The sequence below is a fragment of the Kordiimonas gwangyangensis DSM 19435 = JCM 12864 genome (assembly GCF_000375545.1).
Classification (GTDB): domain Bacteria; phylum Pseudomonadota; class Alphaproteobacteria; order Sphingomonadales; family Kordiimonadaceae; genus Kordiimonas; species Kordiimonas gwangyangensis.
On the sequence record NZ_AQXF01000002.1, the window covers coordinates 519,824 to 543,636 of the forward strand.

Genomic DNA, 23,813 nt, shown 5'->3' on the forward strand with positions numbered 1-23,813 from the left:
GCCACGATTACTTTAGCTGGCGTTCAACATTTTTCCGGAGTTTATCAGTATAGGGCGGCACGATGCCGAGAACAGCCCCGATCGATAATTTTGGGTGCCGGAGCACCGGTTTCATATGACTGAATTCCTGAAAGCCGTCATAACCGTGATAGCGCCCCATACCGGAATTGCCGATGCCGCCAAACGGCAGGTTCTCGTGCGCACCATGCCACAGCACGTCGTTCACGGTCACGCCGCCAGAAGTCGTATGGGTCAAAACCTTCTCCTCCTCGGCCTTATCCTTGCCGAAGTAGTAGAGCGCAAGCGGCCGATCCCGGTCATTCACATAGGAAATCACCTCATCGGTGCTCTCATATGTCCGCACCGGCAGGATAGGGCCGAAAATCTCTTCCTGCATCACCTTCATGTCGTCGGTCGGGTCAAGAATCAGCGCGGATGGCAGCTTGTTACTTTGGTTCTGGCCGGCAAAATCCTCGTTCCCCGGGTTGATGATGCGCACATCAGCACCTTTGGCCTTCGCGTCCTCGATATAACCCTCAAGCCGTTCTCGGTGCCGGGCGCTGATGATGGAGGTATACTGGTCGTTCGACAGCATAGTTGGATACATGCTGGTGACCTTCCTGGTATAGCGCTCGACAAAGTCGTCGCGGCGGCTACTGTCGATATTCAGATAATCAGGCGCGAGGCAAATTTGTCCTGAATTCATATGTTTGAAGGTTGCCACTCGTTCGACCACAGCATCTAGGTCCGCGCTTTTGCCCACAATCACCGGGCTTTTGCCTCCCAGTTCAAGCGTGACTGGCGTCAGATGTTCGCTCGCGGCACGCATGATCAGCTTGCCGACCATCGGCGCGCCGGTGAACATCAAGTGGTCCCAGGGTTGGCTCGAGAAGGCTTGGCTCGTTTCCACCGCACCATTCACTACAGCAACTTCATCCTGCGAGAAATGTTTGGCAAAAACTTCCTTGAGGAAGGCCGATGTGCGCGGTGTGTGTTCGCTTGGCTTGATGGTCACACGGTTGCCCGCTGCCAACATTTGTGCGAGCGGCACAAAAACCATCGTCAGGGGGAAGTTCCACGGCGTGATCAGACCGATTACCCCTTTCGGCTGCGGGACGACCTGCGCCTTAACGCCAAGAAGACCGAGCGGAAACTGGACCGAGCGCTTGGACGGCTTCATCCATTTCTCAACATGCTTGATTGCATCCTTGAGGGCGCCGGCAGACGCCACGACGTCAGCAAAAAGCGTGGTTTCCGCCGACCGGTTGCCGAAATCCTCGGAAATCAGCCGGATATAATCATCCTTGTAATCCATCAGACATGTGAGCGCGCGCTTCAAGCGGTCTTTTCGCACCGCGGCAGTCACTTCGCCCTCAGCCAGATAGCTGGCGCGCTGTGCCTTCAGAATTGCTGCAATTTCCGCTTCCGGCGTTTCGACCCTTACCGTGCCGTCCATGGTCACTCCCCTTTCGACGATGGAACATCAAGCCGCAAGAGTAGTACCTATTTTCTGGACTTCAAAGTCCAAAATCGGTGACATCATCAAAAAGTGAATACTATTCGCATTTATCAAGCTGATTTTAACAGTCGCATGGACGGCGCAGCCGTGGTCGAGACACCCTCTTCTTTGGTGTCCCTGATTTCCGCGAGGAAACGCTCCACTTCGCGCTTGAGGCTGTCTGCTTCATCCATCAGGTGACTTGCCTGATGCTGAAGCTCTGTCGTCATAGCCTCTGTCTCCGTCGCAGCTTGCCCCACAATCGTAACGCTATCGCGCACAAGTGACGTGCCCGCCGAGACATGTTGTACATTCTTGGCAATTTCCTCGGTCGCAGCGGCCTGCTGCTCGACGGCGGCAACAACAGATTGGCTCACTTCACTCATCTCACGGATGATATCTCCAATGCGTTCAATCGCACCGCCAGCATCGCCTGATACCCGCTGAATTTCGGACACATAGGATGCGATCTCCTCGGTGGCACGACCAGACTGCGCCGCGAGGCTTTTCACCTCTTGTGCCACCACGGCGAACCCACGCCCTGCATCGCCCGCGCGCGCGGCTTCAATGGTTGCGTTAAGCGCAAGCAGGTTGGTTTGCTCAGCAATATCGCGGATCATCTTGACAACAACGCCAATCTGATCTGCGGCAGTTGCAAGACCTGCCACGGTTTCCGTGGTACGCGTCGCCTCAGTCACCGCACTTTGCGCGACTTCCGCACTGTGGCCAAGCTCACTGCGTACAGAACGGAAGGAGACTGACAATTCTTCCGTCGCACCAGCAACCGCATGCACGTTACCGGACGCCTCGGACGTAGCATTATGGGTATTGCTGACCTGATGATTGGTTTGCCGAGCGTTTTCCACGAGGGAGGCAGAGGCATCGGCCATCTGCTTGGACGCCCTATTGACTGCTTCAACAACACCCATCACGCGACGCTCAAACGCGTCAGCCATTTGCAGGCGTTGCTGAAGACGCGCGGTACGCCGCTCTTCCCTCGCCTGCTCCTCTTCCGCTTTACGCCGCTGCAATACATTCGCCTGCTCACGCTCATGCTGGCGCTGAGCCTCAGCAGCTGCAGCTTCGCTCACACGCTTTTCTTCAGCCATGCGCTCAAGCTCAAATGCCTTGTCCTTAAACACGGTCGCGGCCTCTGCCATACGGCCGAGTTCATCGCTACGGTCAGTGTGCGGAATACTCACGGCCTTGTCACCGTGCGCGAGACGCGTCACTGCATCGGTAATCCGCGCCAGCGGGCTAGCGACCGAGCGACCAATGTACCACGCCAGCATAGCGGCAATCAGCGCTCCGATGGCGAGACCGATAAGACTTTGGCGGGTCGAGGCGTCGACTGCACGCATCATGTTATTGAGCGCCAAAGTCTGCGCTGCGCGCGAGCTGGACTTGATACGCTCCGTCACCGCGGCAATCTGGCTTGCGGCGCTATCCAACTGGTCTAGCGCCGAATGTACGGCAGATGCCGTAGCCTGCTTCTGACGCAGGCTTTGGCGAATAACGTCACCATCCCGACGCACATAACGCACAACAGCTTGTTCCCGCCGCGGCACACCGCGCATAAACTGCATTGCCTGCGTTACCAGTTCGTCCAGCTGCTCAGATGCGCCAATGGCCGTATCAAAATCAGCCTGCTGACCCGATGAAACATAGGCAACGGCAGCCTGGTTGAATGTCGCGACGAGCGGAAGGACGTGCACCGCCAACGCCTTTTCATCCGGGCCGCGCGTGTTCAGGAAGGACACTAGGTTGGTTGCGCTCTCGTCAAGTTTACCAACACCGTTGACCACCACCTGAAGGGCATCGCCTTCATTGCCCAAACGGTTTTCCATCGCGGTAAAGACTTCATCGAATGCTGTGGCAGCCGCGTTCAGCTCTTCGACTGTTGTCTCCTCGCCATTCGAGAGCAGCAGCTTTTCGACCTGCTTGCGGCTTTGTTCTGCCCGCGCCCGCGCCTCGGTCATGGTTTCCTTATCAGTTTCAAGGCCCGAGAATGCAAAGGAACGGAGCGACATGGTTTGTGCTGCGACGTCTGACGTATAATCATTCACGAACCGCACAATGTCAGTTTTCGCGATGATCTGATTCGAGGCACCATCCAGCCCTCGCAACCCAAAAGCCGAAATGAGGTTTGCAGCCGCAAGGGTCAGGATGACCGCCGCAAAACCCAGAAGAATTCGAAGACGAACGGAAAAACGCATTACCAGAGCCTCGCACATAGCTGCGCTGCCTGCCTGAGTGCAGCGGGGAATCAGCCTGATTATTTGTGCGAGAGCCTAGGCTCAGCCTGTGACAGTTTTGTTTCCAATCTGTCACAATTTTGAGAGACAAAGCGCAGGAAACTGCGGAAATCAGGGATAAAGCTCAGCTAAACCCCAGATGGAACCGGTTTCATTCAACGTATATGTAATGCGTTCATGAAGGCGGAATTTACGGTCACGCCAGAACTCGAAATACTTTGGTTTAAGGCGAAAGCCAGACCAGTTTTCCGGCCGCGGCACCTCACCCACCCCGAACTTGGCGGTATATTGTGCAATGGCCGCTTCAAATTCGAACCGCCCTGCCATTTCGCGCGACTGCTTTGAGGCCCATGCCCCGATCCTGCTGGCGCGCGGACGCGACGCAAAATAGGCATCTGCCTCTTCTGTCGTCACTGGTTCCACGGCACCTTCGATGCGAATTTGCCGCCGCAGCGATTTCCAATGGAAAAGCATTGCCACATTGGGGTTTTCAGCCAGCTCCACGCCTTTGCGGCTTTCAAGATTGGTATAAAAAACCACACCTCGTTCGTCGCAGCCCTTCATCAACACCATGCGCAGGCTTGGAAAGCCGTCTTTTGTCGCGGTTGCGAGCGCTACAGCCGTCGGATCGTTGGGTTCACTTTCCTCGGCTTCCGCCAGCCATTCCTGCAAACGACCGAAAGGTTCTTCAAATGCTGCTGTTTTTTCGCTCATGATACCAACCTCGCGCGTGCAAAATGATGACCTATGCCTATCAATCGGATACTTCTAATTGCACTGTTATATTGCGTGCCAATCCGTATCCCTTATATGATAGCCAAGCAGTTGTTTTAGTATATGGTTTTACTTCTCGATACAATCTTATGAGCGATCTTTACAACATATTGGGCGTCTCTCGCGGTGCCAGCCAGGACGAGGTCAAAAAAGCTTATCGCGAGCTTGCGAAAAAGCTGCACCCTGACCGCAACAAGGACAATAAGACCGTCGCTGACGAGTTCAAGCGCGTATCGGCCGCTTATGCTGTGCTTGGCGACAAGGAACAACGCGCCAAATATGACCGCGGCCTGATCGATGACAACGGCAATGAACGCCCTGCAGGCTTTGGTGGCTTTGGTGGGCGACAGTCCGGCGCACGCCGCTATAGCTCTGACGACCGCTACGATGCTTTTGATTTTGAAGAAGCCAGTGACGTCTTCTCCAGCTTCTTCCGCTCCGCCGCCGGGCGCGCAAGCAAGCGAGGCTCTTCAACCTCAGGCGGCGCAAAGCAGAACCCCTATGAAGCGGCGGCGCGCCGGCGTGGGCTCGACATCAACTATAAAATCACGGTCGGCTTTGAAGAGTCGATCACCGGCGGCACGCGCCGTATTTCGCTTAACGACGGTCGTTCGCTTGACATCAAAATCCCGTCCGGCATCAAGGACGGCCAGGTAATTCGATTGTCTGGGCAAGGTGGCCCGGGCGTTGGCGGTGCACCGAAAGGCGACGCGCTTGTTGAAGTGAATGTTGCACCCCACCCCTACTACAAACGCGATGGGCTCGACATCCTGCTGGACCTGCCGATCGCGCTTGATGAGGCGGTTCTTGGCGGCGATATAACAGTACCCACGCCCAAGGGTAAACTGACCATTCGCATCCCGAAGAACAGTTCCACCGGCAAACGCCTCCGTCTTAAAGGAAAAGGTGTGCAGCGCGGTGACGAGACCGGCAATATGTATGTCACCCTCAAGATCATGTTGCCTGGCGACCGTGACCTCAACCTTGAAAAACTGGTGAAAGAATGGGGCGCAGGCGACGGTGACGCCCTCAGGCGGAAAGCAGGGCTCAATTGACCGAAGAGAGAAAGAGCATCTTGCCGCCCGCCATTGACCGGCACCGCAAGGTCTGGCTTCGCGCGTTTGCCCAGTTTTTTGGTAACAACGGGCTTGATGCTGCGGGCAACATGGCTTTCCTCACCATGTTATCCCTTTTCCCTGCCATTATTTTCCTTGTCGCGATCTCGGGCTTTATGGGCCAGACAGAGCGCGGGCTTGAAGCCATCCAGTTCATGCTTTCAGTGCTGCCGCCTGAAGTGGCCTCAGTCCTGGACGGGCCGATCCGCGGAATCATTGAATCAACTGGCGCTGAGATCCTGACCGGCTCCATCCTCTTCACCATATGGACTGCGGCCAACGGTATTGAGGCCGGACGCGGCGCGCTCATCAAGGCATTTGGGCGCGAACATGCCAGGGCGTTATGGATCAGACGGCTCGAAAGCCTCGCAATTGTCGTCTTTGGTGCTGTGACCATCACCATCGGCATGTCAGTGCAGGTCCTTGGCCCGCCCATGATTGCTGGCTTCATCAGCCTGTTTCCTTCCACAATCTCAGAAACATTGCTGCTCGTATGGAAATATATGAGCCTGCTTGTGAGCCCCGCTGTACTGATGCTGGGCCTATACACCATGTTCGTGGCGCTGACACCGCGGCGGGTCAATAAACCGGTACGTCTGCCTGGCACCATTTTGAGCCTCCTTGTTCTGCTGGCTACGGCACGTGGGCTGAGTATTTACCTGAAATACGCCGGGAACTATGATGTAACCTACGGCTCGCTCGCTGGCGTTGTTGTTATGCAGCTGTTCTGCTTTTTTGTCAGCGTAGGCTTCGTTCTGGGCGCGGAGTTGAACGCGGCTTACACCTTTGAGGGGCGCGACAACAAGGAACCGGACAGCCTTGACCTGCCACCTGACGCTGAAGCACCCGAGGATTTTGTCGAAGCTCAAGTAAAGACGGACAGTGCAACTACCGCGGCGCAGACACCGGACGAGAACAAGAACAGCGGTAGTTAAGCGATTGACGGCGAAGGTTTCTGGTGTAGGATGCGCCGAAATTTCGGCCTAACAGAAGAAAAGAGGGGCGATAATGACGAAATTGATGGAAGGAAAACGCGGTCTGATCATGGGCGTAGCCAATGACCGCTCAATGGCATGGGGCATTGCCAAAGCCTGTGCCGAACATGGTGCTGAAGTTGCCTTCTCCTACCAGGGTGAAGCGCTTGAGAAGCGCGTAAAGCCGCTCGCGGCATCCATCGGCTCTGATTTCCTCGTGCAGTGCGACGTGTCAGACGCTGCCTCAATCGACGCCATGGCCGATAAGCTCGCCCAGAAGTGGGACAGCATCGACTTCTTCGTGCACGCCATCGGTTATTCGGACAAGAACGAGCTGCGCGGCCGCTATATCGACACCAGCCTCGACAACTTCCTGATGACCATGAACATCTCCGCCTACAGCTTCGTCGCTGTGGCTCAGCGCCTTGAGAAGATGATGACGAATGGCGGCAGCATGGTCACCCTATCCTACTATGGTTCGGAAAAGGTTGTACCGCATTATAACGTGATGGGCGTTGCCAAAGCGGCGCTTGAGTGCAGCACACGTTATATGGCTCGCGATCTTGGCGAAAAAGGCATCCGTGTGAACACCATCAGCGCAGGCCCGATGAAGACGCTCGCCGCGTCCGGCGTCGGCGATTTTCGCATGCTTCTGAAATACAACGAGAAAAACGCACCACTCCGCCGCAACATCACCCTTGATGACGTGGCCGGTGCCGGTCTCTACCTGCTGTCCGACCTCTCGTCGGGTGTAACGGGCGAGACCCACCATGTGGACAGCGGTTTCTCCACCACCTGCATGCCCACCGACGATGAAGCGATGAAAAAGCTTATCGAGATCATGGACAAGGAATAAGGCGCATATGTCCTATAATACCTTCGGCAGACTGTTCCGTTTCACCACCTGGGGCGAAAGCCATGGCCCGGCGCTTGGCGCCACGGTCGATGGTGTGCCCCCGATGCTGGACCTGACGGAAGCCGACATTCAGGTATTTCTGGACAAACGCAAGCCTGGCCAAAATAAATACACCACACAGCGCCGGGAACCCGACGCTGTGAAAATCCTCTCAGGTGTTTTTGAAGGTAAAACGACGGGCACCCCCGTCCAACTGATGATCGAGAATACCGACCAGCGCTCGAAGGACTATGGCGACATTGCCAAGACTTTCCGTCCCGGCCACGCCGACTATACCTATATGGCGAAATACGGCATCCGCGACTATCGCGGCGGCGGGCGCTCCAGCGCGCGCGAAACCGCGGCGCGTGTCGCAGCGGGGGCCGTAGCCCGCAAGGTGCTCGGTGACGGTGTCACCATTCGCGCCGCCATGGTGCAAATGGGCCGTTCAAAAATCGACTATGACCGCTTCGACTGGGATGAAGTCAACAACAACCCCTTCTTCTGTCCTGATGCAGAGATGGCTGCACAGTGGGCGAATGAGCTTGAAGCCATCCGCAAGGCTGGTAGCTCCATCGGTGCCGTGATCGAGGTAGTGGCAGAGGGTGTACCAGCGGGCTGGGGCGCACCCATATACAGCAAGCTCGATGCCGACCTCGCAACCGCGCTCATGAGTATCAACGCTGCCAAGGCCGTTGAAATTGGCGCCGGTTTTGAGGCTGCGTGCCTTACGGGCGAGGAAAATGCGGACGAAATGGTGCCCGGCAAAGACGGCAAGCCTGAGTTCCTCTCGAACAAAGCAGGCGGCATCCTCGGCGGTATTTCAACCGGACAACCGATTGTTGCCCGCTTCGCTGTTAAACCGACCAGTTCCATCCTCACACCGCGCAAAAGTGTCAATCTGGATGGTGAGGCAACGGATGTTATGACCAAAGGGCGCCACGATCCATGTGTGGGCATCCGCGCCGTACCCATCGCCGAAGCCATGATGGCCGTCGTGCTCGCCGACCACATGATGCTGCACCGCGCTCAGTGCGGCTAGCTCAGCAAACGCCGAGCTCTTTCAACTGCTCATAGTAGGTTTGTGAAACCGGCACAGAAGCACCCGTCGTCAACGCGGCAAAGCGCCTACGGCCGTCTTTGGTGATCCGTTCAATGGCATCGAAAGCCACCCAGTGTGACCGGTGAACCTGCATGCCAGCATACCCTTCAAGCTCAACCAGTGCGTCTGCAAGCCGCATGTGGATGAGCGCATCGCCCTTCCCCGTGTGCGCCCGCACATAGTGCCCTTCCATGGACAGATGCGTAAGTGATGTTCCCAAGCGCGACGGCAGGCGGTTGAGGAACACCTGCCCAGCACGGTACCGCGGCACATCCTCCGCGTCAGGCTCCAGCCCCCGTTCAAGGATAAAACTCGCCGCACCATAAATCAGCGCCACAATGATGAACACCTTAGCGTACCAGACCAGATAGCCAAGCGTCGCAGATCCAAACTCAATAGGCACCAGCTCGGTCAGGAAATTATATAGCGATGCAGTCGTGAATGGTTCGGCACTCAGGAACGAAAAATAGATCACCAGATCAGCAATGACGACCACGGCAAAAATCGGCACAGAAATCACGGCGCTGAAAATCAGGAATGCCTTTAAGGGACCTATGGCACGACCGTTCATTCGCTCGAAACATAATCTTCCGAATGGTATGGCAAGCGCAAAGCCGATGAGAACTGTGCCAAGCCAATAGGCATAACGCAGGAACGCGTATGGCATTTCAGAACTGTCGTAGGGGGTGATGACACCGAGGATCATGCCAGCCAAAATCATGATCGCTGTTTTTTTGATCATCAGGCCACGATCATTCTCGCCCCATATTCTTTCCAGTTTTTCAAAAGTCACCGCTGCCGCACCTACTGTTCTTATTTGCGCTACTTTTACCAATCACTCCCTCGCTGGCAATTGTTAAAGCGCCCACCCACCATTTCCGAAGCCACAATTTCATACGCATGAATTTGTCATTGGTTTCGAAGCAGCGTTTTCGCGCGGTAAATCTGCGCTTTCAGGCAATTGCCTTTGCGAGCAGCGATTGGCCGCCATAACGATCTGCGAGCCAACCCCGGTCACGACAGCGATGATGGCACGGTGTGCAGGCAAGTTCTCTGACAACACAAAACAGGTATACGATGAAACGTTTCTTCAAAATCAGCCTTTTGAGCTTCGCAGCAGCAACCTTCCAGCCAATGGCGGTATCGGCACAGGACGGACCACCAAAATGGTCCGTTGGCGCACTCGGCATGGGCTATGTGACGCCCTTCGCAGCCGAAGATAACCAGATTACCGTTGTTCCTTATGTCGCGTACCGCGGCGAACGCTTCTTTATCGACGCCACCCGCCTTGGCTACCGGCTGGTCAAACCGCAGGAAAATGCCCCATTGTCCTTTGAGCTCGATATCGTCGCGGCGGCGCGCATGCTGCCGGGGGAGAGCCGGGACAAGGTAACCGCTGATACCGGCCTCGCTGCGTCACTGAGCGGTGCATTTGGCCTTCTTTCCCTCACCGCACTTCATGACGTTACTGACACCCACAATGGAATTGAGCTCGGCGCTTCCTACGAATATGACTTCACATTCGATAAGCTTACCATTTCCCCGTCTATCGGCGTGACATGGCAAAACGAAAAGCTTGCCAATCATATGTGGGGCGTCACCGCCAAACAGCAGGCCAAAATGATCGAGAAGGATGATCCCGTCCTACCGCTTTACACGGTCACAGGGTCAGCGCTCAATTTTTCGGCAGGCCTGACAACCACATACAATATCTCCAACAGTTGGACGGTTATTGGGTTCGCACAAGGCACCTATCTGGACAGCAATATTCGCGACAACCCGGGCGTCGATAAAAAATACGACGTCAGTGTCGGCCTTGGCCTTGCTTATAATTTCTGATGCCCGAGATCGGGAGGAGCCCATGGCAAACATTCGTTGGTTCATGATGACCATACTTGCAGCACTGATCGCAGTACTGTCTCTGCGCTTCTACCTGAGTGCAGAGGCCACTGACGGCCCTATGGGCTTTCACCTGCTGCACAGCCCTATCGCAGGTTACCTGCATTTCACGCTTTCGCCTTTGGCTCTAGCAGCTGGCGCATTTCAGTTTCGCAAGTCCATTCGTGAACGACGCCCGGCAGTTCACCGGGCTTTGGGCTATGGCTATGTAACAAGTTGCCTTCTCGGCGCGATCAGTGGCTTTGTTCTCGCGCTTTATTCACCGTCAGGGCATATCGCGGCGGTGGGTTTTGCTCTGCTTGCGCTGGGCTGGATTGCGACAACGTCCGCTGCATGGCATGCCATACGACTTCGTCGTATCGCGGAACATCGGCGCTGGATGATCAGGTCCTACGCCCTCACTTTTGCAGCTGTTACGCTGCGGCTTTATCTACTTGTCGCTGGCGTCATTGGTTACGGTGACGAGCCATGGGCATACAGCCTGATCGCTTGGATATGCTGGGTTCCTAACCTGCTGGTGGCTGAAAAGTATCTTGTGCCCCCTGCCCACCCTTTCCCTGCTTCTGCCCGTACATAAAGCCTGTCTAGCCTGCTGCGCCGTTGTGCGGTAGGCTAGACAGCGGCGGGAGGAGACTTTGATGAAAAAAGGGATCAAGTATTTCGGCATTGCGTTGGTGCTGGTGACAGCGCTGCTGGCCTATCGCGCCTGGACACCTGACATCCCGCATGACGAGTTGGCTGCAAAGTACGCAACGGGTTCCTCAGACTTTCTCGACCTGCCTTCAGGCGCACGCGCGCACTTCCGCATGCGCGGCAATTTTGAAGGCCGCACGCTTGTGCTCCTCCACGGCTCCAACGCCTCGCTGCATACATGGGAAGCGTGGGCAGACATACTGGACGCCAATTATTTCGTGATATCGGTGGACCTTCCCGGCCATGGCCTCACCGGCGCTACGCCGAGTGGTGACTATACGACCGGCGGCATGGTCGATTTTGTCGATGAATTTGTGAACAAACTGAACCTCGAGCATTTTGTGCTCGCTGGCAACTCCATGGGCGGCGGCGTCACGCTTGCCTATGCGCTAGAACACCCAGAAAAACTGGCCGGCCTTGTTCTCGTGGATGCCGCTGGCATTGAAGTGCCCGCGAACACCAAGGTAAAGGTGGACCGCCCCCTTGCCTTCTCTCTCGCCGGTCATTGGTACAGTGACTGGATACTGGAAAACATCACACCGCGCAGCATCGTCGCAGAAGGTCTGCGCAAATGTTTTTCCAACGATGCATTTGTGACTGAACAGATGATTGATCTCTACTGGGAACTGGCGCGTCACCCCGGCAACCGCGAAGCAACCGGCAAACGGTTTGCCTGGTACCGCGAGGGTCGCTGGCCAATAGAGATCGAAAAGATCAAACTCCCGACACTCATCATGTGGGGCGAAGATGACCAGCTTATCCCCGTTGAAGTGGGCGACGAGATGCACAAGCGCATCGCAAACAGCGAACTTGTAATCTACCCCGGCGTCGGGCACTTACCGCACGAAGAGAATGCGGCGATTTCCGCTACAGCAGTTGATAATTTTGTGGCTGGGCTGACCGCCGTCAGCGATTAATCACCTGAGGCACCTTAGACGCGGGTGAAAACGCCCACAAGTTCAAGGTGCGGCGACCAAAGGAACTGGTCCACCGGCAACACGCTATCAAGCGTATACCCGCCATCCACCAGCGTGCGTGCATCACGGCTGAAGGTATTGGGGTTGCAGGACACGGCTACTACACGCTTCACGGTCGACTTCGCAATCTCGGCAACCTGCGCCGCGGCACCTGCGCGCGGCGGGTCAAACACCACTGCATCGATTTTATCGAGCTCTGCCGCGCTGATGGGCTGACGGAAAAGGTCCCGGTGGCGGGTGATCACCTGCCGCAGGCCCGTTGCCGTGGACACCCCTGCTTTAAGCGCGTCTAGCGCTGATTTTGCACCTTCCGCGGCCATGACCTGATGGCCTCGGGCAAGCGGGAAAGTGAACGTACCGATGCCAGAGAAAAGATCTGCCACACGGCCGTAACCTTCACACGCTGCAACAACAGCACCCGCGAGAGCGGCTTCGCCTTCATCAGTTGCCTGAATGAATGCAGCCGGCGGCAACGGCACATGCACGCCACCAAAATCCATCACTGGTTCGCGGCGAATGGCAACAGGGTCCAGAAAGCCTTGCTCCTGCCAGTGCAGCGACGCGATATCATGGGCATTTACGAACTCAACAAGACGTTCGCGTGCCGCAAGATCAAGCGACATAGGTGCATCGATCATCATGTCCACACCCGTGGCTGTCAGCGTCATATGCACGTTCGCAGCCATTGCTTGCGCCAGTGTTGCACCAAGAACTTTGCGCAAGGGATCAAAAAGCGAGGTCAGCTCGGCGCGGGTAACCGGGCAGGCTTTCAAGTTCACGACCTTGTGGCTCTGCCGTTCGTTGAAGCCAAGCACCACGCCAGACACTGTCTTGAGCGCCTTGAGGCTAACACGTCGGCGACTTGCCCGCGGGCTGATGGCAGGGTCAAGGACCGGCACATCGGTAAAACCGTGATGAGCCAATGCCATGCTCGCGCGTTCCCGCACCCATGAACTATAAACCGCGTCATTCATGAACTGTAGCTGACAGCCACCACAGGCACCAAAGTGCTGACACGGCGGCTCCTGCCGCTGTACACTTGGACTTATGACATCCAGAAGCTCTGTATAAAGCCCATTGCGGCGCTTGTCCTTGACAGCCGCCTTAACAATGTCACCCGGCATGGTGAAAGGCACAAAAACAGGCGTTCCATCAGCGTCGCCGACACCGTCACCTTGCGCGCCAAGGCTTGTAATTTCTACTTCAAGAATGTCAGCCATGTTTCACCCCGTGGATCAGGAATTCCACATTGCCTTCCGGGCCCTTGATCGGGCTTTCTGTCAAGCCTTCAGCTTTCCACCCACCCAGACCATCAAGCCACGCGCGAATATCTTCACAGACCGATTTATGCAGTTCCGGGTCACGGACAACACCGCCCTTGCCTACATTCTCCCGCCCCACTTCAAACTGCGGTTTGATAAGCGCGATAAGCTGCCCACCCTGTTTCACAAGATCAAGCGCTGCCGGCAGCACGGTCTTGAGCGAGATGAAACTGGCATCACAAACCACAAGATCAACCGGTTCAGGGATTTCCACATCACTCAGGTAACGGGCGTTGGTTTTCTCAAGCACAATAACACGCTCATCCTGCCGCAGCTTCCAGGCCAGCTGGCCAGAGCCAACGTCAACAGCATAAACACGGCTTGCCCCGTTTGTGAGAGCGACATCCGTGAACCCGCCCGTTGATGCGCCAACATCAATAACAACGGCACCATTGGCATCGACAGAAAATTCAGTGAGGCCTTTTTCAAGCTTCAAGCCACCACGGCTTACCCACGGATGGTCCTTGCCGCGCACATCAAGTGGCGCGTCATCTTTGATTTGCTGCCCTGCTTTGAGGATTTTGGTTTCGCCCGAGAAAACAACACCAGCCATGATGAGCGCCTGCGCCTTCGCGCGGCTTTCTACAAGCCCGCGGTCCACCAGCGCTACATCAACCCTTGTTTTGCCTGCCATGGCGCAGTCCCCGCCTAGCGTTTGGTCACTGCGGCGATATCGGCGTCCTCGGACTGGCCAAAATCATTGCGCCCGAGCGCCTTCAGGATCGTTGCGATAATGCCTGAGGCGTTGAGCCCTGCATCTTCATACATCTGTTCCGGCTTGCCGTGGTCCTGGAAACGGTCCGGCAGTTTCATGGCACGAACCTTCAGGTTGCCATCAAGAATGCCTTCTTCCGCAAGGAAATCCATCACATGCGCACCAAAGCCGCCAATGGAGTTTTCTTCAATGGTAACAACGAGTTCATGGCTTGCTGCGAGGTCACGGATCAGCTGGTCATCGACCGGTTTCGCGAAGCGCGCATCAGCAACAGTTGTGGAGAGACCACGCGCTTCAAGGTCTTCAGCGGCTTTCAGGGCTTCACCAAGACGGGTGCCGAGCGAGATGATCGCAATCTTGCTGCCCTTCTTGACGATACGACCCTTGCCGATTTCAAGAACCTTGCCTTCTTTCGGCAGCGGCACGCCCATACCTTCACCGCGCGGATAGCGCACGGCGGAGGGGCGGTCATCCAGCGCATGCGCTGTCGCTACCATGTGAACGAGCTCAGCCTCATCAGCCGCCGCCATAACCACCATGTTCGGCAGGCTCGCGAGGTATGTGACGTCAAAACTGCCGGCGTGGGTCGGGCCGTCCGCGCCAACAAGGCCTGCGCGGTCAATCATGAACCGTACAGGCAGGTTCTGCACCGCCACGTCATGCACAATCTGGTCATAGGCACGTTGCAGGAAAGTGGAGTAGATGGCGACAAACGGCCGGTAGCCTTCGACCGCCATACCGGCCGCGAAAGTCACAGCGTGCTGTTCCGCAATACCCACATCGAACGTGCGGTCCGGGAAGCGTTTGCCAAATTTGTCAAGGCCTGTGCCAGACGGCATGGCGGCGGTGATCGCCACCACTTTTTCGTCTTTCTCGGCGAGAGTGCCGAGGGCTTCTGCAAACACGTTGGTATAAGTCGGCGCGCCGGGCGCCGATTTTTTCCGCTCGCCAGTCACCACATTGAACTGTGGCACAGCGTGGTATTTTTCCTGATTGGGCTCTGCAAATGGGTGGCCGTGGCCCTTCTCCGTCACCACATGCACGAGGATGGGGCCATCCTTGGCGTCGCGCACATTCTCCAATACCGGCAGCAAGTGGTCAAGGTTGTGGCCGTCAATGGGACCAACATAGTAGAAACCGAGCTCATCGAAGAGTGTACCACCACCTACCGCCATGCCGCGGGCGTATTCCTCGGCCTGCCGCGCGCGGTCCGCGAGCGGACGCGGGAGCATCTCGATCAGCTTCTTGCCGAAGCCGCGCAGGCTGAGGAAGGTTTGTGAACTTACGATCTTGGCGAGATAGGCACTGAGGCCACCCACCGCAGGCGCGATCGACATGTCGTTGTCATTGAGGATGACCACAAGGCGGTTGCCCGCCTGTTCGGCATTGTTCATGGCTTCATAGGCCATGCCTGCGCTCATGGCGCCGTCACCGATCACGGCGATTGCCTTGCCCGGTTTGTCCGCCATCTTGTTGGCGACAGCCATGCCAAGCGCTGCACTGATAGAAGTTGAGGAGTGACCTGCCCCAAACGGGTCATAGTCACTCTCACCACGTTTTGTGAAAGGCGACAGGCCATTCGGCTGGCGAATGGTGCGGATACGGTCACGCCGCCCGGTCAAAATCTTGTGGGGGTATGCCTGGTGACCAACGTCCCAGATGAGCCGGTCTTCTGGTGTATTGAAAACATAGTGAAGCGCCACAGTCAGCTCAACAACACCGAGGCCCGCACCAAAATGCCCACCAGTGACGGAAACCGCGCTGATCATCTCGTCGCGCAGTTCGTCTGCGAGTTGCCTGAGTTTGGCTGGTGGCAGTTTGCGCAGCTCTTCCGGCGTCAATACTGTGTCCAGCAGGGGCGTTTCTGGGCGTACGCTCAACTCTCTTGTCCTTCTTCAGCGCCTGATTAGCTGCATTTTATCCGTCACACGACGGCTTGTATTCATTTTACGTCAGGCGCGACGATTTATAGCAAAATGGGCAACGGCGCGCAAAAGCGACGCTTTATCGTCGAAACCGGCCAAATGTTCAATAGCCTGATCGGAAAGAATGCGCGCCTGATTACGCGCGCGCTCAAGCCCCATAAGGGTCACAAGGGTCGCCTTGCCAGCGTCCTCGTCCTTGCCAACAGCTTTGCCGACTTCTTCTTCGCTACCCTCTACGTCCAATAGGTCATCTGCGATCTGGAATGCTAGACCGAGATCACGGGCATAACCTTGAATACTCGCACGCGCTCCTTTGCTGGCATGCCCCATAATGGCACCAGCTTCGGCCGAGAAACTGATAAGCGCGCCGGTCTTCATCTGCTGCAGGCGGTAGATGAACATTTCGTCCATGTCGTGGTCTTCAGCCGTAAGGTCGATCATCTGCCCCCCCACCATGCCGTGATGACCGGACGCCCGCGCCAGCTCCTTCACGAGCGCCACACGCACATAAGGGTCAGCGTGGGTTTCTTCGCTGGCGAGAATTTCATAGGCAAGGGCCTGCAGCGCGTCACCTGCGAGGATCGCCGTTGCTTCATCGAACTGGATATGAACAGTTGGTTTGCCGCGCCGCAGGTCGTCATCGTCCATTGCGGGCAGATCATCATGAATGAGCGAATAACAATGCACACATTCGATTGCCGCTGCCACACGAAGCGCCTGCGAGCGGTCGACCCCAAAAAGTTCCGCACTCGCGAGCACAAGGAAAGGCCGAAGCCGCTTGCCGCCTGAAAACACGGAATAACGCATCGCTTCAATAACCCGGTCTTCCGGGCCACCTGAGAGCGCCAGAAATGGCTCCAGCACCCGTTCAACAGCGGTCGATGTGGCGCTCAGAGCTTCTTTGAGGGAGGAATTGTCGTCCACAGGGTCCCAGCCTATTCTACGTCAAGCGGGGTAGTGCCAGCAGCGTTGCCGGAAGCATCGAGCGTGATCTTTTCAATCTTCGCCTGCGCGTCCTTGAGTTTCGCTTCACAGTGCGCCTTGAGTGCAGTGCCTTTGGTATACAGTTCAATCGACTGTTCGAGCGAGGCATTCCCTGATTCAAGCCGACCCACCACTTCTTCAAGTGCTGCCATAGCCTGTTCAAAGCTCATCGCATTCAAATCGTCATTCTTGCCTGAATTGTCCGACATCCACTTCATCCATTACCCGAGAAATTCTGTTTATTTTGTTTGGCAGTTATAGGACTGCCATCACGTCGACGCAAAGGTTATTGATGCGAACGTCTCTCAATAAACGTCGGCGAGTGGACGCATTGCAACACCCGGCAAGGCACGGGTGGCATCAAGCACCGTGTCTGCATCAAACTCGCCTTGAGCTGTGAAATGATGAACACCATCAAGCGTCTCTCGTTTCATCAGACCAAGGCTTTCCAGCAGGTGCAGGTGCGCCATGGCTTCACCGAGGGCGAGATAAAAATCCATACCGCTGATCTTGCGGCGGAAAAGCGCCGGAAAGGTCTTCACCGGTGTGCGGGGTTTTGTGCAGTGTTTGTGCAATGCCTGCAGCTTGGTGACATGCCCGCCAATCAGGGCATCAATACGGTTCTGTAGTCCCCTGAAAACACGGCCATGGCTTGGCAACACGATAGGATCGCCCGGCACACCGCGCATGCGGTCAAGGGATGTTAGCCAGTGCGCCAGCGGGTTTGCCATCGGCTCCCGCGCGTGCACGGATACATTGGACGTAATGCTCGGCAGTATCTGGTCACCACCAATAAACAGCGGCTCATCAAGGCACGAGAGGCAAGCGTGCTCGGGGCTATGCCCGCGCCCGACAACCACACGCCACTTGCGGCCGCCCATGGTAATAAGCGAACCATCTTCGATGCGTTCGTAGGTTGGCGGAAGCTCGGACACACCGCGCCTGTAATTATCGAACCGCGCGCTGCGGATCATCGGCTCAAAAGAACGGTCAACACCGTTATCAAACAGGAACTGCACCTCGTGTTCCGGCACACTTTCGGTGCCACCAAGCCACAAGCTACTGGCGAGCAGATATTCGGTCTGTGTGATGACAAAATGCGCACCAAAACGCTCCGCAAGCCAGCCCGCGAGGCCCAGATGGTCCGGGTGCATGTGGGTAGCGACAATGCGGCTGATGGGCTTGCCAGCGAGCAGCGATGCTTCAATCGCCTCCCACGCGGCTTTCCCGCGGCTTCCGTTTGAGCCGGTGTCGACCAGTGTCCAGCTATCACCCTCGTCAAACAAATAGACGTTGATATGGTCGAGAGACCACGGCAGCGGAATACGCACCCAGAACACGCCCTTGGCGACTTCTATTGCAGTGTCCCCTGATGGAACCTCATCAAAAAGGAAGGTCAGCCCTTCCTCTTTCGCACGCGCAAGTTCGCGGGCCTCAGCGGCTTCACGTTTGTCGGAGCGGTGATCTGCAACGTCGGAGCCGTCAAGCTCCGTCACAGGCTTTTGTCGATCATTGGTTTCCATAACTCTATATCACGGCAAAAGTCTGGCTCAGTTGCGCGCGAAGCTCTCCTCTTCCATTTCCATGAGGCACGATGCCCCACCTTTGATAGGAGCTAGAAGCGCCGTCGCAGAAGGCAACAATTGTTCGATAAAAAACTGCGCCGTGGTGCGCTTCGCCTTGAGGAATGATGGGTTACCTTCACCGCCCTGAAGACGGGCCGCAGCCACTTCCGCCTGCTCGGCCAGCAGGTATGCACCCACCACGCTACCGAAAAGGCGCAGATACGGCGTTGCAGCAGCTGCGGTATCAACAATCCCGTCAAAACCGTTCGCAAACAGATGCTCAGCCGCAGCCTCAAGCGCGTGGATACCCGCCTTCAGCTCAATAGCTGACTGCTCGGTGAGTGAAGTGAACTTGGGCAGCGCATCTTTCATCTCGGTGATCAGCGCACGCCAATGCGCGCCGCCATCCGCCATTAGCTTGCGGCCAGCAAGGTCAAGCGCCTGAATGCCATTAGTACCCTCATAAATCGGCGCGATACGGCTGTCGCGGTAGTATTGCGCGACGCCTGTTTCTTCAACAAAGCCCATGCCGCCATGGATTTGCACAGCTAGCGACGATGCCTCAACACCAATATCGGTTGAATAGGCTTTGGAGATCGGCGTCAGCAGATCGGCTTCACCCTTCGCCTTCGCGCGCTCATCAGCGTCCGTGTGGCGATGCGCACGATCAAGCGCCCACACGTTGCGGTAAATTATGGCGCGTGCCGCCTCGGTCGTTGCACGCATCGTGAGCAGCATGCGGCGCACGTCCGGATGGTGGATGATGGTGACACTGTCACGTGACTTGGCGCCAATAGCTGCGGACTGCACGCGGTCACGTGCAAAGGCGACTGAATGCTGGTAGGCGCGTTCGGCAATTGCAACGCCTTCAAGGCCCACACCAATACGGGCGTGGTTCATCATGGTGAACATGTTGCGCATGCCCTGGTTCTCTTCGCCGACGATATACCCAACACAGTTGCCTTCGTCGCCGAAGGACATCACGCAGGTCGGGCTCGCATGAATGCCAAGCTTGTGCTCAAGGCTCACACAGCGCACGTCGTTGCGCTTGCCAGGCGTGCCGTCCGCGTTCAGGAGGAACTTGGGCACGAGGAACATGGAAATACCCTTGGTGCCAGCTGGCGCATCCGGCAGCCGTGCCAGCACGAGGTGAATAACGTTCTCGGCGAGGTCATGCTCACCCCAAGTGATAAAAATCTTCTGGCCGGTGATCAGATAACTGCCATCTGCCTGCTTTTCAGCCTTGGAGCGCAGCGCACCGACGTCAGATCCCGCAGCCGGTTCCGTCAAGTTCATCGCGCCCGACCACTCACCCGAAATCATCTTGGGCAGATAGGTCTCTCGCTGCTCATCCGTACCGTGCGCGTTGATCGCCTCAATCGCGCCTGCAGTCAGCAGCGACAATAGGCTATAGGCCATGTTGCCGGAGGTCACCATTTCAGTCACAGCGATGGAAAGCGTGTTCGGCAGCCCCTGCCCACCCAGTTCCGGGTCCGCCGACAGTGTCGACCAGCCGCCTTCCACATAGGCTTGATGCATGGGCTTGAAAGCGTCCGGCGTGATGACATCGCCGTCTTGCCACTTGGCACCAATCTCGTCACCAATGCGGTTGGTGGGAGCAATCACGCTGCTCGCAAGTTTACCGGCCTCTTCAAGCACGGCGGAGACAAGGTCTTCGCCCGCTTCTTCAAAACCCGGAAGGCTCGACCAATCCTTCATGCCTGCTGATACTTCCAGAGCAAAGCCAATCTCTTCAAGGGGTGCGCGGTAGTCTGTCATCGTCTCTAATCCCGGTTGCGCGCCAAATAGGCATTGTCAGGCCCCGCCCAAACGCCTATCAGCTTATATTGATCAAATGCTTTGTCCCGTTGAGCAGAATTTGTGCATGGCAATATTCGATACTCAAGTCGTTTCTGAACACGAAGATGGTGCGATTTCAAGCGCTGTCGAACTTTTACGTGCCGGAAATCTTGTCGCGGTGCCGACCGAAACCGTCTATGGCCTTGCCGCGGACGCTACGGAAACTTGTGCAGTGCAGCAAATATACGCTGTGAAAGGCCGTCCGTCGAATAATCCGCTTATTTGCCATGTGTCTGACGCTGAGATGGCCCGGGGCTATGTTGAAATACCACCCATCGCAGAAAAACTGATGGAGCGATTCTGGCCAGGCCCTCTCACCCTTGTGTTGCCGCGACTGGAAACCGCCAATGTCGCAGCGCCTGTCTCGGCTGGGCTCAGCACCCTCGCGGTTCGCTGCCCAGCCCGTCAAAGCACACGCCAGCTTATCCGTGCCCTCGGCCACCCTATCGCTGCGCCCAGCGCCAACCCATCGGGCCGCCTGTCGCCCACATCAGCTGCCGACGTGCTCGCTGGCCTTGGCGGCAAGATCGCCATGGTGATTGACGGCGGCGAGACCGAAGAAGGCATTGAATCGACCATTATCGGCGTCACCGCAGGCAAGCTATACCTGCTGCGCCCCGGTACAGTAACGGTGGACGAAATCGCCGACGCGGCTGGTGAAACTGTCTACGACCGGGACGAGAGCGAGATCACGGCACCCGGCCAGCTTGCAAGCCACTACGCACCAAATGCGCCCGTTCGCTTGAACGCGACTGACGCGGCAGATGATGAAGTGCTGGTCGGTTTCGGTGATGTCGCGGGCGATTTTACCTTAAGCCTGTCTGGTGACCTTCGGGAAGCAGCGCGGAAACTCTTTCGTACACTCCGCACCGCTGATGCCGCAGGGGCACGCGCAATTGCCGTCGCCCCTGTTCCTATGTCCGGTATCGGCATCGCCATCAACGACCGCCTCAAACGCGCAGCAGCGCCAAGGAATAGCTGATGAGCATAAACGGGCATATTGCAAAACTGATGGAACTGGCGGGCGAAAAAGCTGCCACGGCCGACCCTTCGGTGATCGCTCCTCATCTCACTGAGTGGCGGGATAAATTTCAGGGCAATGCAGCGCTGATGCTTATGCCCGAGAGTGCTGAGAGAGCGCAGGCGCTTATTCGCTACTGTTCTGAGCACGGCATCAAAATCAAAACGCAAGGCGGCAATACCGGCCTTGTGGGCGGTAGTACGCCCGGGCTTGAGGGCCGAAACGAAGTTTTGATGTCTACCCGCCGCATGAACAGCTTTTGCGAGGTGGATGCGGGCGACTTCTCCATTACCGCTGACGCAGGATGCACCGTTGCTGAACTTCAAGCCAAAGCTGCCGAGCATGACCTTTTGTTCCCGCTTTCGCTTGCGTCCGAGGGTAGCTGCACTGTCGGCGGCGTGGTCTCCACCAATGCGGGCGGCATTCACGTGCTGCGCTACGGCACGACCCGCGCGCTGACACTGGGTGTGCAGGCGGTTCTGCCAAATGGCGATATCGTTGATGAGTTGACCGCGCTTCGGAAAAACAACACTGGCTACAACCTCAGCCAACTTCTGGTTGGCGCGGAGGGCACGCTTGGGCTTATTACGCGGGCAACCTTCAAACTGTATCCGCGCGAAGCCCAGAAACACACATGCCTACTGGCAGTAGAAACACCGTCTGACGCGCTCAAACTTCTGGCGTCCGCCCGCAAAGCCAGCGGTGACCGGGTGTCTGCGTTTGAACTTATGCCGCGTTTCGGACTTGATCTGGTTCTCAAGCATATTCCGGGTGTCACTGATCCCCTTGGTGGCACTTACCCCTGGTATGTACTCACCGATATTGCGACCAGTCGCACTGACGCCGCGCTTGAAGCTGATGTTGCGTCCTGGCTGGAGGGCGAGCTTGAAAGCGGCACAATCGTTGATGGCGCCCTCGCCTCATCATTCGCACAGGCCGAGAATTTCTGGCGCTTACGCGAAAGCATGTCGGAAGCACAAAAGCACGAAGGCGGCAGCATCAAGCACGATATCGCAGTGCCTGTTTCAAAAGTACCGGCCTTTCTTGAACGTGCGTCAATGGCCGTTCTCGAAATTTGTCCCGGCTCCCGGCTTGTCGCATTCGGGCACCTTGGCGACGGCAACATCCACTTCAACCTGATGCAGCCTTTAGGCGCGGATAAAAAAGATTTCCTCGCGCACTGGGAGGAAGTCTCAACGCTCGTGCATGATATCGTTATGGAATTTGATGGCTCCATCTCGGCAGAACACGGCATCGGCACTTTGAAGCGCGAAGAGCTATCCCGGCTGAAAGCATCAGCGTCGCTCACTGCCATGCGCGCCATCAAGGCCGCGCTCGACCCCAAGAATATCATGAACCCAGGCGTTCTGTTCCCGGAAGCCTAGGCTACTGATTGCGCGGGTTGATGCCCACTTTGTCGGCATAAAACGCGCGGATGACCGCCATATCGGCGTCCCGGTCACCGGTTGGCAGGAATGTGGGACCAATGCCGAGCTCGCGCGTTTTTGCGTTCAAGAACACGAGCACAATCGGCACCCCGGCTTCAACTGCAATGCGGTAAAATCCCGACTTCCATTTATCGACTTTTGATCGGGTACCTTCCGGGGCCAGGCCAAGGATCAATTCGTCATGTTTTTGGAAAGCTTCACAGGCTTTAGAGACAACGTCTGCTGCGCCCCCTGCCTCACGTTCAACAGGAATGCCGCCAAGCCAATAGAACAGCCAACCAAATGGCCCGCGGAAAAGCGAGTGTTTGCCCAAAAAGCGTACGCGAATTCTCAGAACACCCACCACGGCCATGAACACCGGGAAATCCCAGTTGCTGGTGTGCGGCGCTGCAACGGCGACAAACTTGGGAATGGGCGGAATTTCGCCCACAATCTTCCACCTACCGGCACGTAAAATAACGCGCCCCAGCACATTCAAAAGACCAGAGAAAAAACGATTATCGTAGATAAGACGCACGACTGAAACACCCCTATGCCCCCGCGAGCGATGTTCCCTAGCGGATAAAAAACGGGCGGACAAGGGGTTTCCCGTCCGCCACGTAGTTTAAGAGCGCGACTCCACTCAGGCAAAATGGAGCCGCGCTATTTTTACTCGTTTGAGCACCTTCAGATCTCAGGCAAAAATCCTTAGGTGCCTTGATAATCGCAAGCGCCATGCCAGAATTTTCGCTACACAAAAACAATGACTTACAAGTTTCAGTCTATATTTGAGACAAGACTGTTTTTAATTT

Annotated in this window: 21 protein-coding genes; 9 read left to right on the forward strand and 12 right to left on the reverse strand. The window is 56.5% G+C overall.

The genetic code is table 11. The annotated features are described in order from the left end of the window. Positions 1–7: 7 nt before the first annotated feature. The 3 genes from B150_RS0107395 to pdxH form a co-directional block, all read right to left on the reverse strand. On the reverse strand, positions 8–1,456 hold the full coding sequence (locus B150_RS0107395; protein ID WP_020399266.1) for a coniferyl aldehyde dehydrogenase: 1,449 nt from the start codon (positions 1,454–1,456) through the stop codon (positions 8–10). Between the two features lie 113 nt (positions 1,457–1,569). Further along, positions 1,570–3,714, reverse strand: a complete 2,145-nt coding sequence (locus B150_RS22235) for a methyl-accepting chemotaxis protein (protein WP_020399267.1) — start codon at positions 3,712–3,714, stop codon at positions 1,570–1,572. A 150-nt stretch (positions 3,715–3,864) separates the two neighbouring features. Then, positions 3,865–4,467, reverse strand: coding sequence for a pyridoxamine 5'-phosphate oxidase (pdxH, locus tag B150_RS0107405; RefSeq protein WP_020399268.1), 603 nt, complete (start codon positions 4,465–4,467; stop codon positions 3,865–3,867). 149 nt (positions 4,468–4,616) lie between these two features. Here pdxH and B150_RS20105 point away from each other — a divergent pair, with 149 nt between their 5' ends. The 4 genes from B150_RS20105 (at position 4,617) to aroC (ending at position 8,553) form a co-directional block, all read left to right on the forward strand. Continuing rightward, positions 4,617–5,582 carry a DnaJ C-terminal domain-containing protein gene (locus B150_RS20105; protein ID WP_025896521.1) on the forward strand — a complete coding sequence of 322 codons (966 nt, stop codon included), beginning with the start codon at positions 4,617–4,619 and terminating at the stop codon, positions 5,580–5,582. Next, positions 5,579–6,577 carry a YihY/virulence factor BrkB family protein gene (locus B150_RS22240; RefSeq protein ID WP_020399270.1) on the forward strand — a complete coding sequence of 333 codons (999 nt, stop codon included), beginning with the start codon at positions 5,579–5,581 and terminating at the stop codon, positions 6,575–6,577. The genes B150_RS20105 and B150_RS22240 overlap by 4 nt, the downstream gene beginning before the upstream one ends. A gap of 73 nt (positions 6,578–6,650) precedes the next feature. Further along, positions 6,651–7,472 (forward strand): enoyl-ACP reductase FabI, encoded by an 822-nt coding sequence (locus B150_RS0107420; RefSeq protein WP_020399271.1) that lies wholly within the window; start codon positions 6,651–6,653, stop codon positions 7,470–7,472. A gap of 7 nt (positions 7,473–7,479) precedes the next feature. After that, entirely contained in the window at positions 7,480–8,553 is a 1,074-nt protein-coding gene (gene aroC, locus B150_RS0107425) for a chorismate synthase (protein ID WP_020399272.1), read from the forward strand. 1 nt (position 8,554) lies between these two features. Here the strand turns inward: aroC and B150_RS22245 are convergent, their stop codons facing one another. Beyond that, positions 8,555–9,406 (reverse strand): LytTR family DNA-binding domain-containing protein, encoded by an 852-nt coding sequence (locus B150_RS22245; protein WP_025896526.1) that lies wholly within the window; start codon positions 9,404–9,406, stop codon positions 8,555–8,557. A gap of 284 nt (positions 9,407–9,690) precedes the next feature. On the opposite strand from B150_RS22245, the gene B150_RS0107435 reads away from it, so the two are divergent. The 3 genes from B150_RS0107435 to B150_RS0107445 all read left to right on the forward strand — a co-directional run bounded on the left by B150_RS0107435 (position 9,691) and on the right by B150_RS0107445 (position 12,122). Next, positions 9,691–10,452: a MipA/OmpV family protein gene (locus tag B150_RS0107435; RefSeq protein WP_020399274.1), complete on the forward strand. Its 762-nt coding sequence runs from the start codon at positions 9,691–9,693 to the stop codon at positions 10,450–10,452. A 22-nt stretch (positions 10,453–10,474) separates the two neighbouring features. Beyond that, the gene (locus B150_RS20120) at positions 10,475–11,089 is read left to right on the forward strand and encodes a DUF2306 domain-containing protein (RefSeq protein WP_020399275.1); all 615 of its coding nucleotides are present in this window, start codon (positions 10,475–10,477) and stop codon (positions 11,087–11,089) included. A gap of 61 nt (positions 11,090–11,150) precedes the next feature. Then, on the forward strand, positions 11,151–12,122 hold the full coding sequence (locus B150_RS0107445; protein ID WP_020399276.1) for an alpha/beta fold hydrolase: 972 nt from the start codon (positions 11,151–11,153) through the stop codon (positions 12,120–12,122). 14 nt (positions 12,123–12,136) lie between these two features. On the opposite strand, the gene B150_RS0107450 is transcribed toward B150_RS0107445, so the two are convergent. From B150_RS0107450 to B150_RS0107480, 7 genes are all read right to left on the reverse strand, one after another. Then, positions 12,137–13,402 (reverse strand): class I SAM-dependent RNA methyltransferase, encoded by a 1,266-nt coding sequence (locus B150_RS0107450; RefSeq protein WP_020399277.1) that lies wholly within the window; start codon positions 13,400–13,402, stop codon positions 12,137–12,139. After that, positions 13,395–14,138, reverse strand: a complete 744-nt coding sequence (locus B150_RS0107455; RefSeq protein WP_020399278.1) for a TlyA family RNA methyltransferase — start codon at positions 14,136–14,138, stop codon at positions 13,395–13,397. Before B150_RS0107455 ends, B150_RS0107450 begins: the two co-directional genes overlap by 8 nt. 14 nt (positions 14,139–14,152) lie before the next feature. Continuing rightward, on the reverse strand, positions 14,153–16,099 hold the full coding sequence (gene dxs, locus B150_RS0107460; RefSeq protein WP_020399279.1) for a 1-deoxy-D-xylulose-5-phosphate synthase: 1,947 nt from the start codon (positions 16,097–16,099) through the stop codon (positions 14,153–14,155). A 72-nt stretch (positions 16,100–16,171) separates the two neighbouring features. Continuing rightward, positions 16,172–17,068 carry a polyprenyl synthetase family protein gene (locus B150_RS0107465; RefSeq protein ID WP_020399280.1) on the reverse strand — a complete coding sequence of 299 codons (897 nt, stop codon included), beginning with the start codon at positions 17,066–17,068 and terminating at the stop codon, positions 16,172–16,174. An 11-nt stretch (positions 17,069–17,079) separates the two neighbouring features. Beyond that, a complete protein-coding gene (locus tag B150_RS0107470; RefSeq protein WP_020399281.1) occupies positions 17,080–17,337 on the reverse strand; it encodes an exodeoxyribonuclease VII small subunit in 258 nt (85 codons plus the stop codon). A gap of 96 nt (positions 17,338–17,433) precedes the next feature. After that, positions 17,434–18,651 (reverse strand): MBL fold metallo-hydrolase, encoded by a 1,218-nt coding sequence (locus B150_RS20125; RefSeq protein ID WP_020399282.1) that lies wholly within the window; start codon positions 18,649–18,651, stop codon positions 17,434–17,436. 27 nt (positions 18,652–18,678) lie between these two features. Then, positions 18,679–20,472, reverse strand: coding sequence for an acyl-CoA dehydrogenase (locus tag B150_RS0107480; protein ID WP_020399283.1), 1,794 nt, complete (start codon positions 20,470–20,472; stop codon positions 18,679–18,681). Positions 20,473–20,578: 106 nt separating this feature from the next. On the opposite strand from B150_RS0107480, the gene B150_RS0107485 reads away from it, so the two are divergent. After that, positions 20,579–21,535, forward strand: coding sequence for an L-threonylcarbamoyladenylate synthase (locus B150_RS0107485; protein ID WP_020399284.1), 957 nt, complete (start codon positions 20,579–20,581; stop codon positions 21,533–21,535). Beyond that, entirely contained in the window at positions 21,535–22,959 is a 1,425-nt protein-coding gene (locus B150_RS0107490; RefSeq protein ID WP_020399285.1) for an FAD-binding oxidoreductase, read from the forward strand. The genes B150_RS0107485 and B150_RS0107490 overlap by 1 nt, the downstream gene beginning before the upstream one ends. Before the next feature lies 1 nt (position 22,960). Here the strand turns inward: B150_RS0107490 and B150_RS0107495 are convergent, their stop codons facing one another. Next, the gene (locus B150_RS0107495) at positions 22,961–23,452 is read right to left on the reverse strand and encodes a lysophospholipid acyltransferase family protein (protein ID WP_020399286.1); all 492 of its coding nucleotides are present in this window, start codon (positions 23,450–23,452) and stop codon (positions 22,961–22,963) included. Positions 23,453–23,813: the final 361 nt, after the last annotated feature.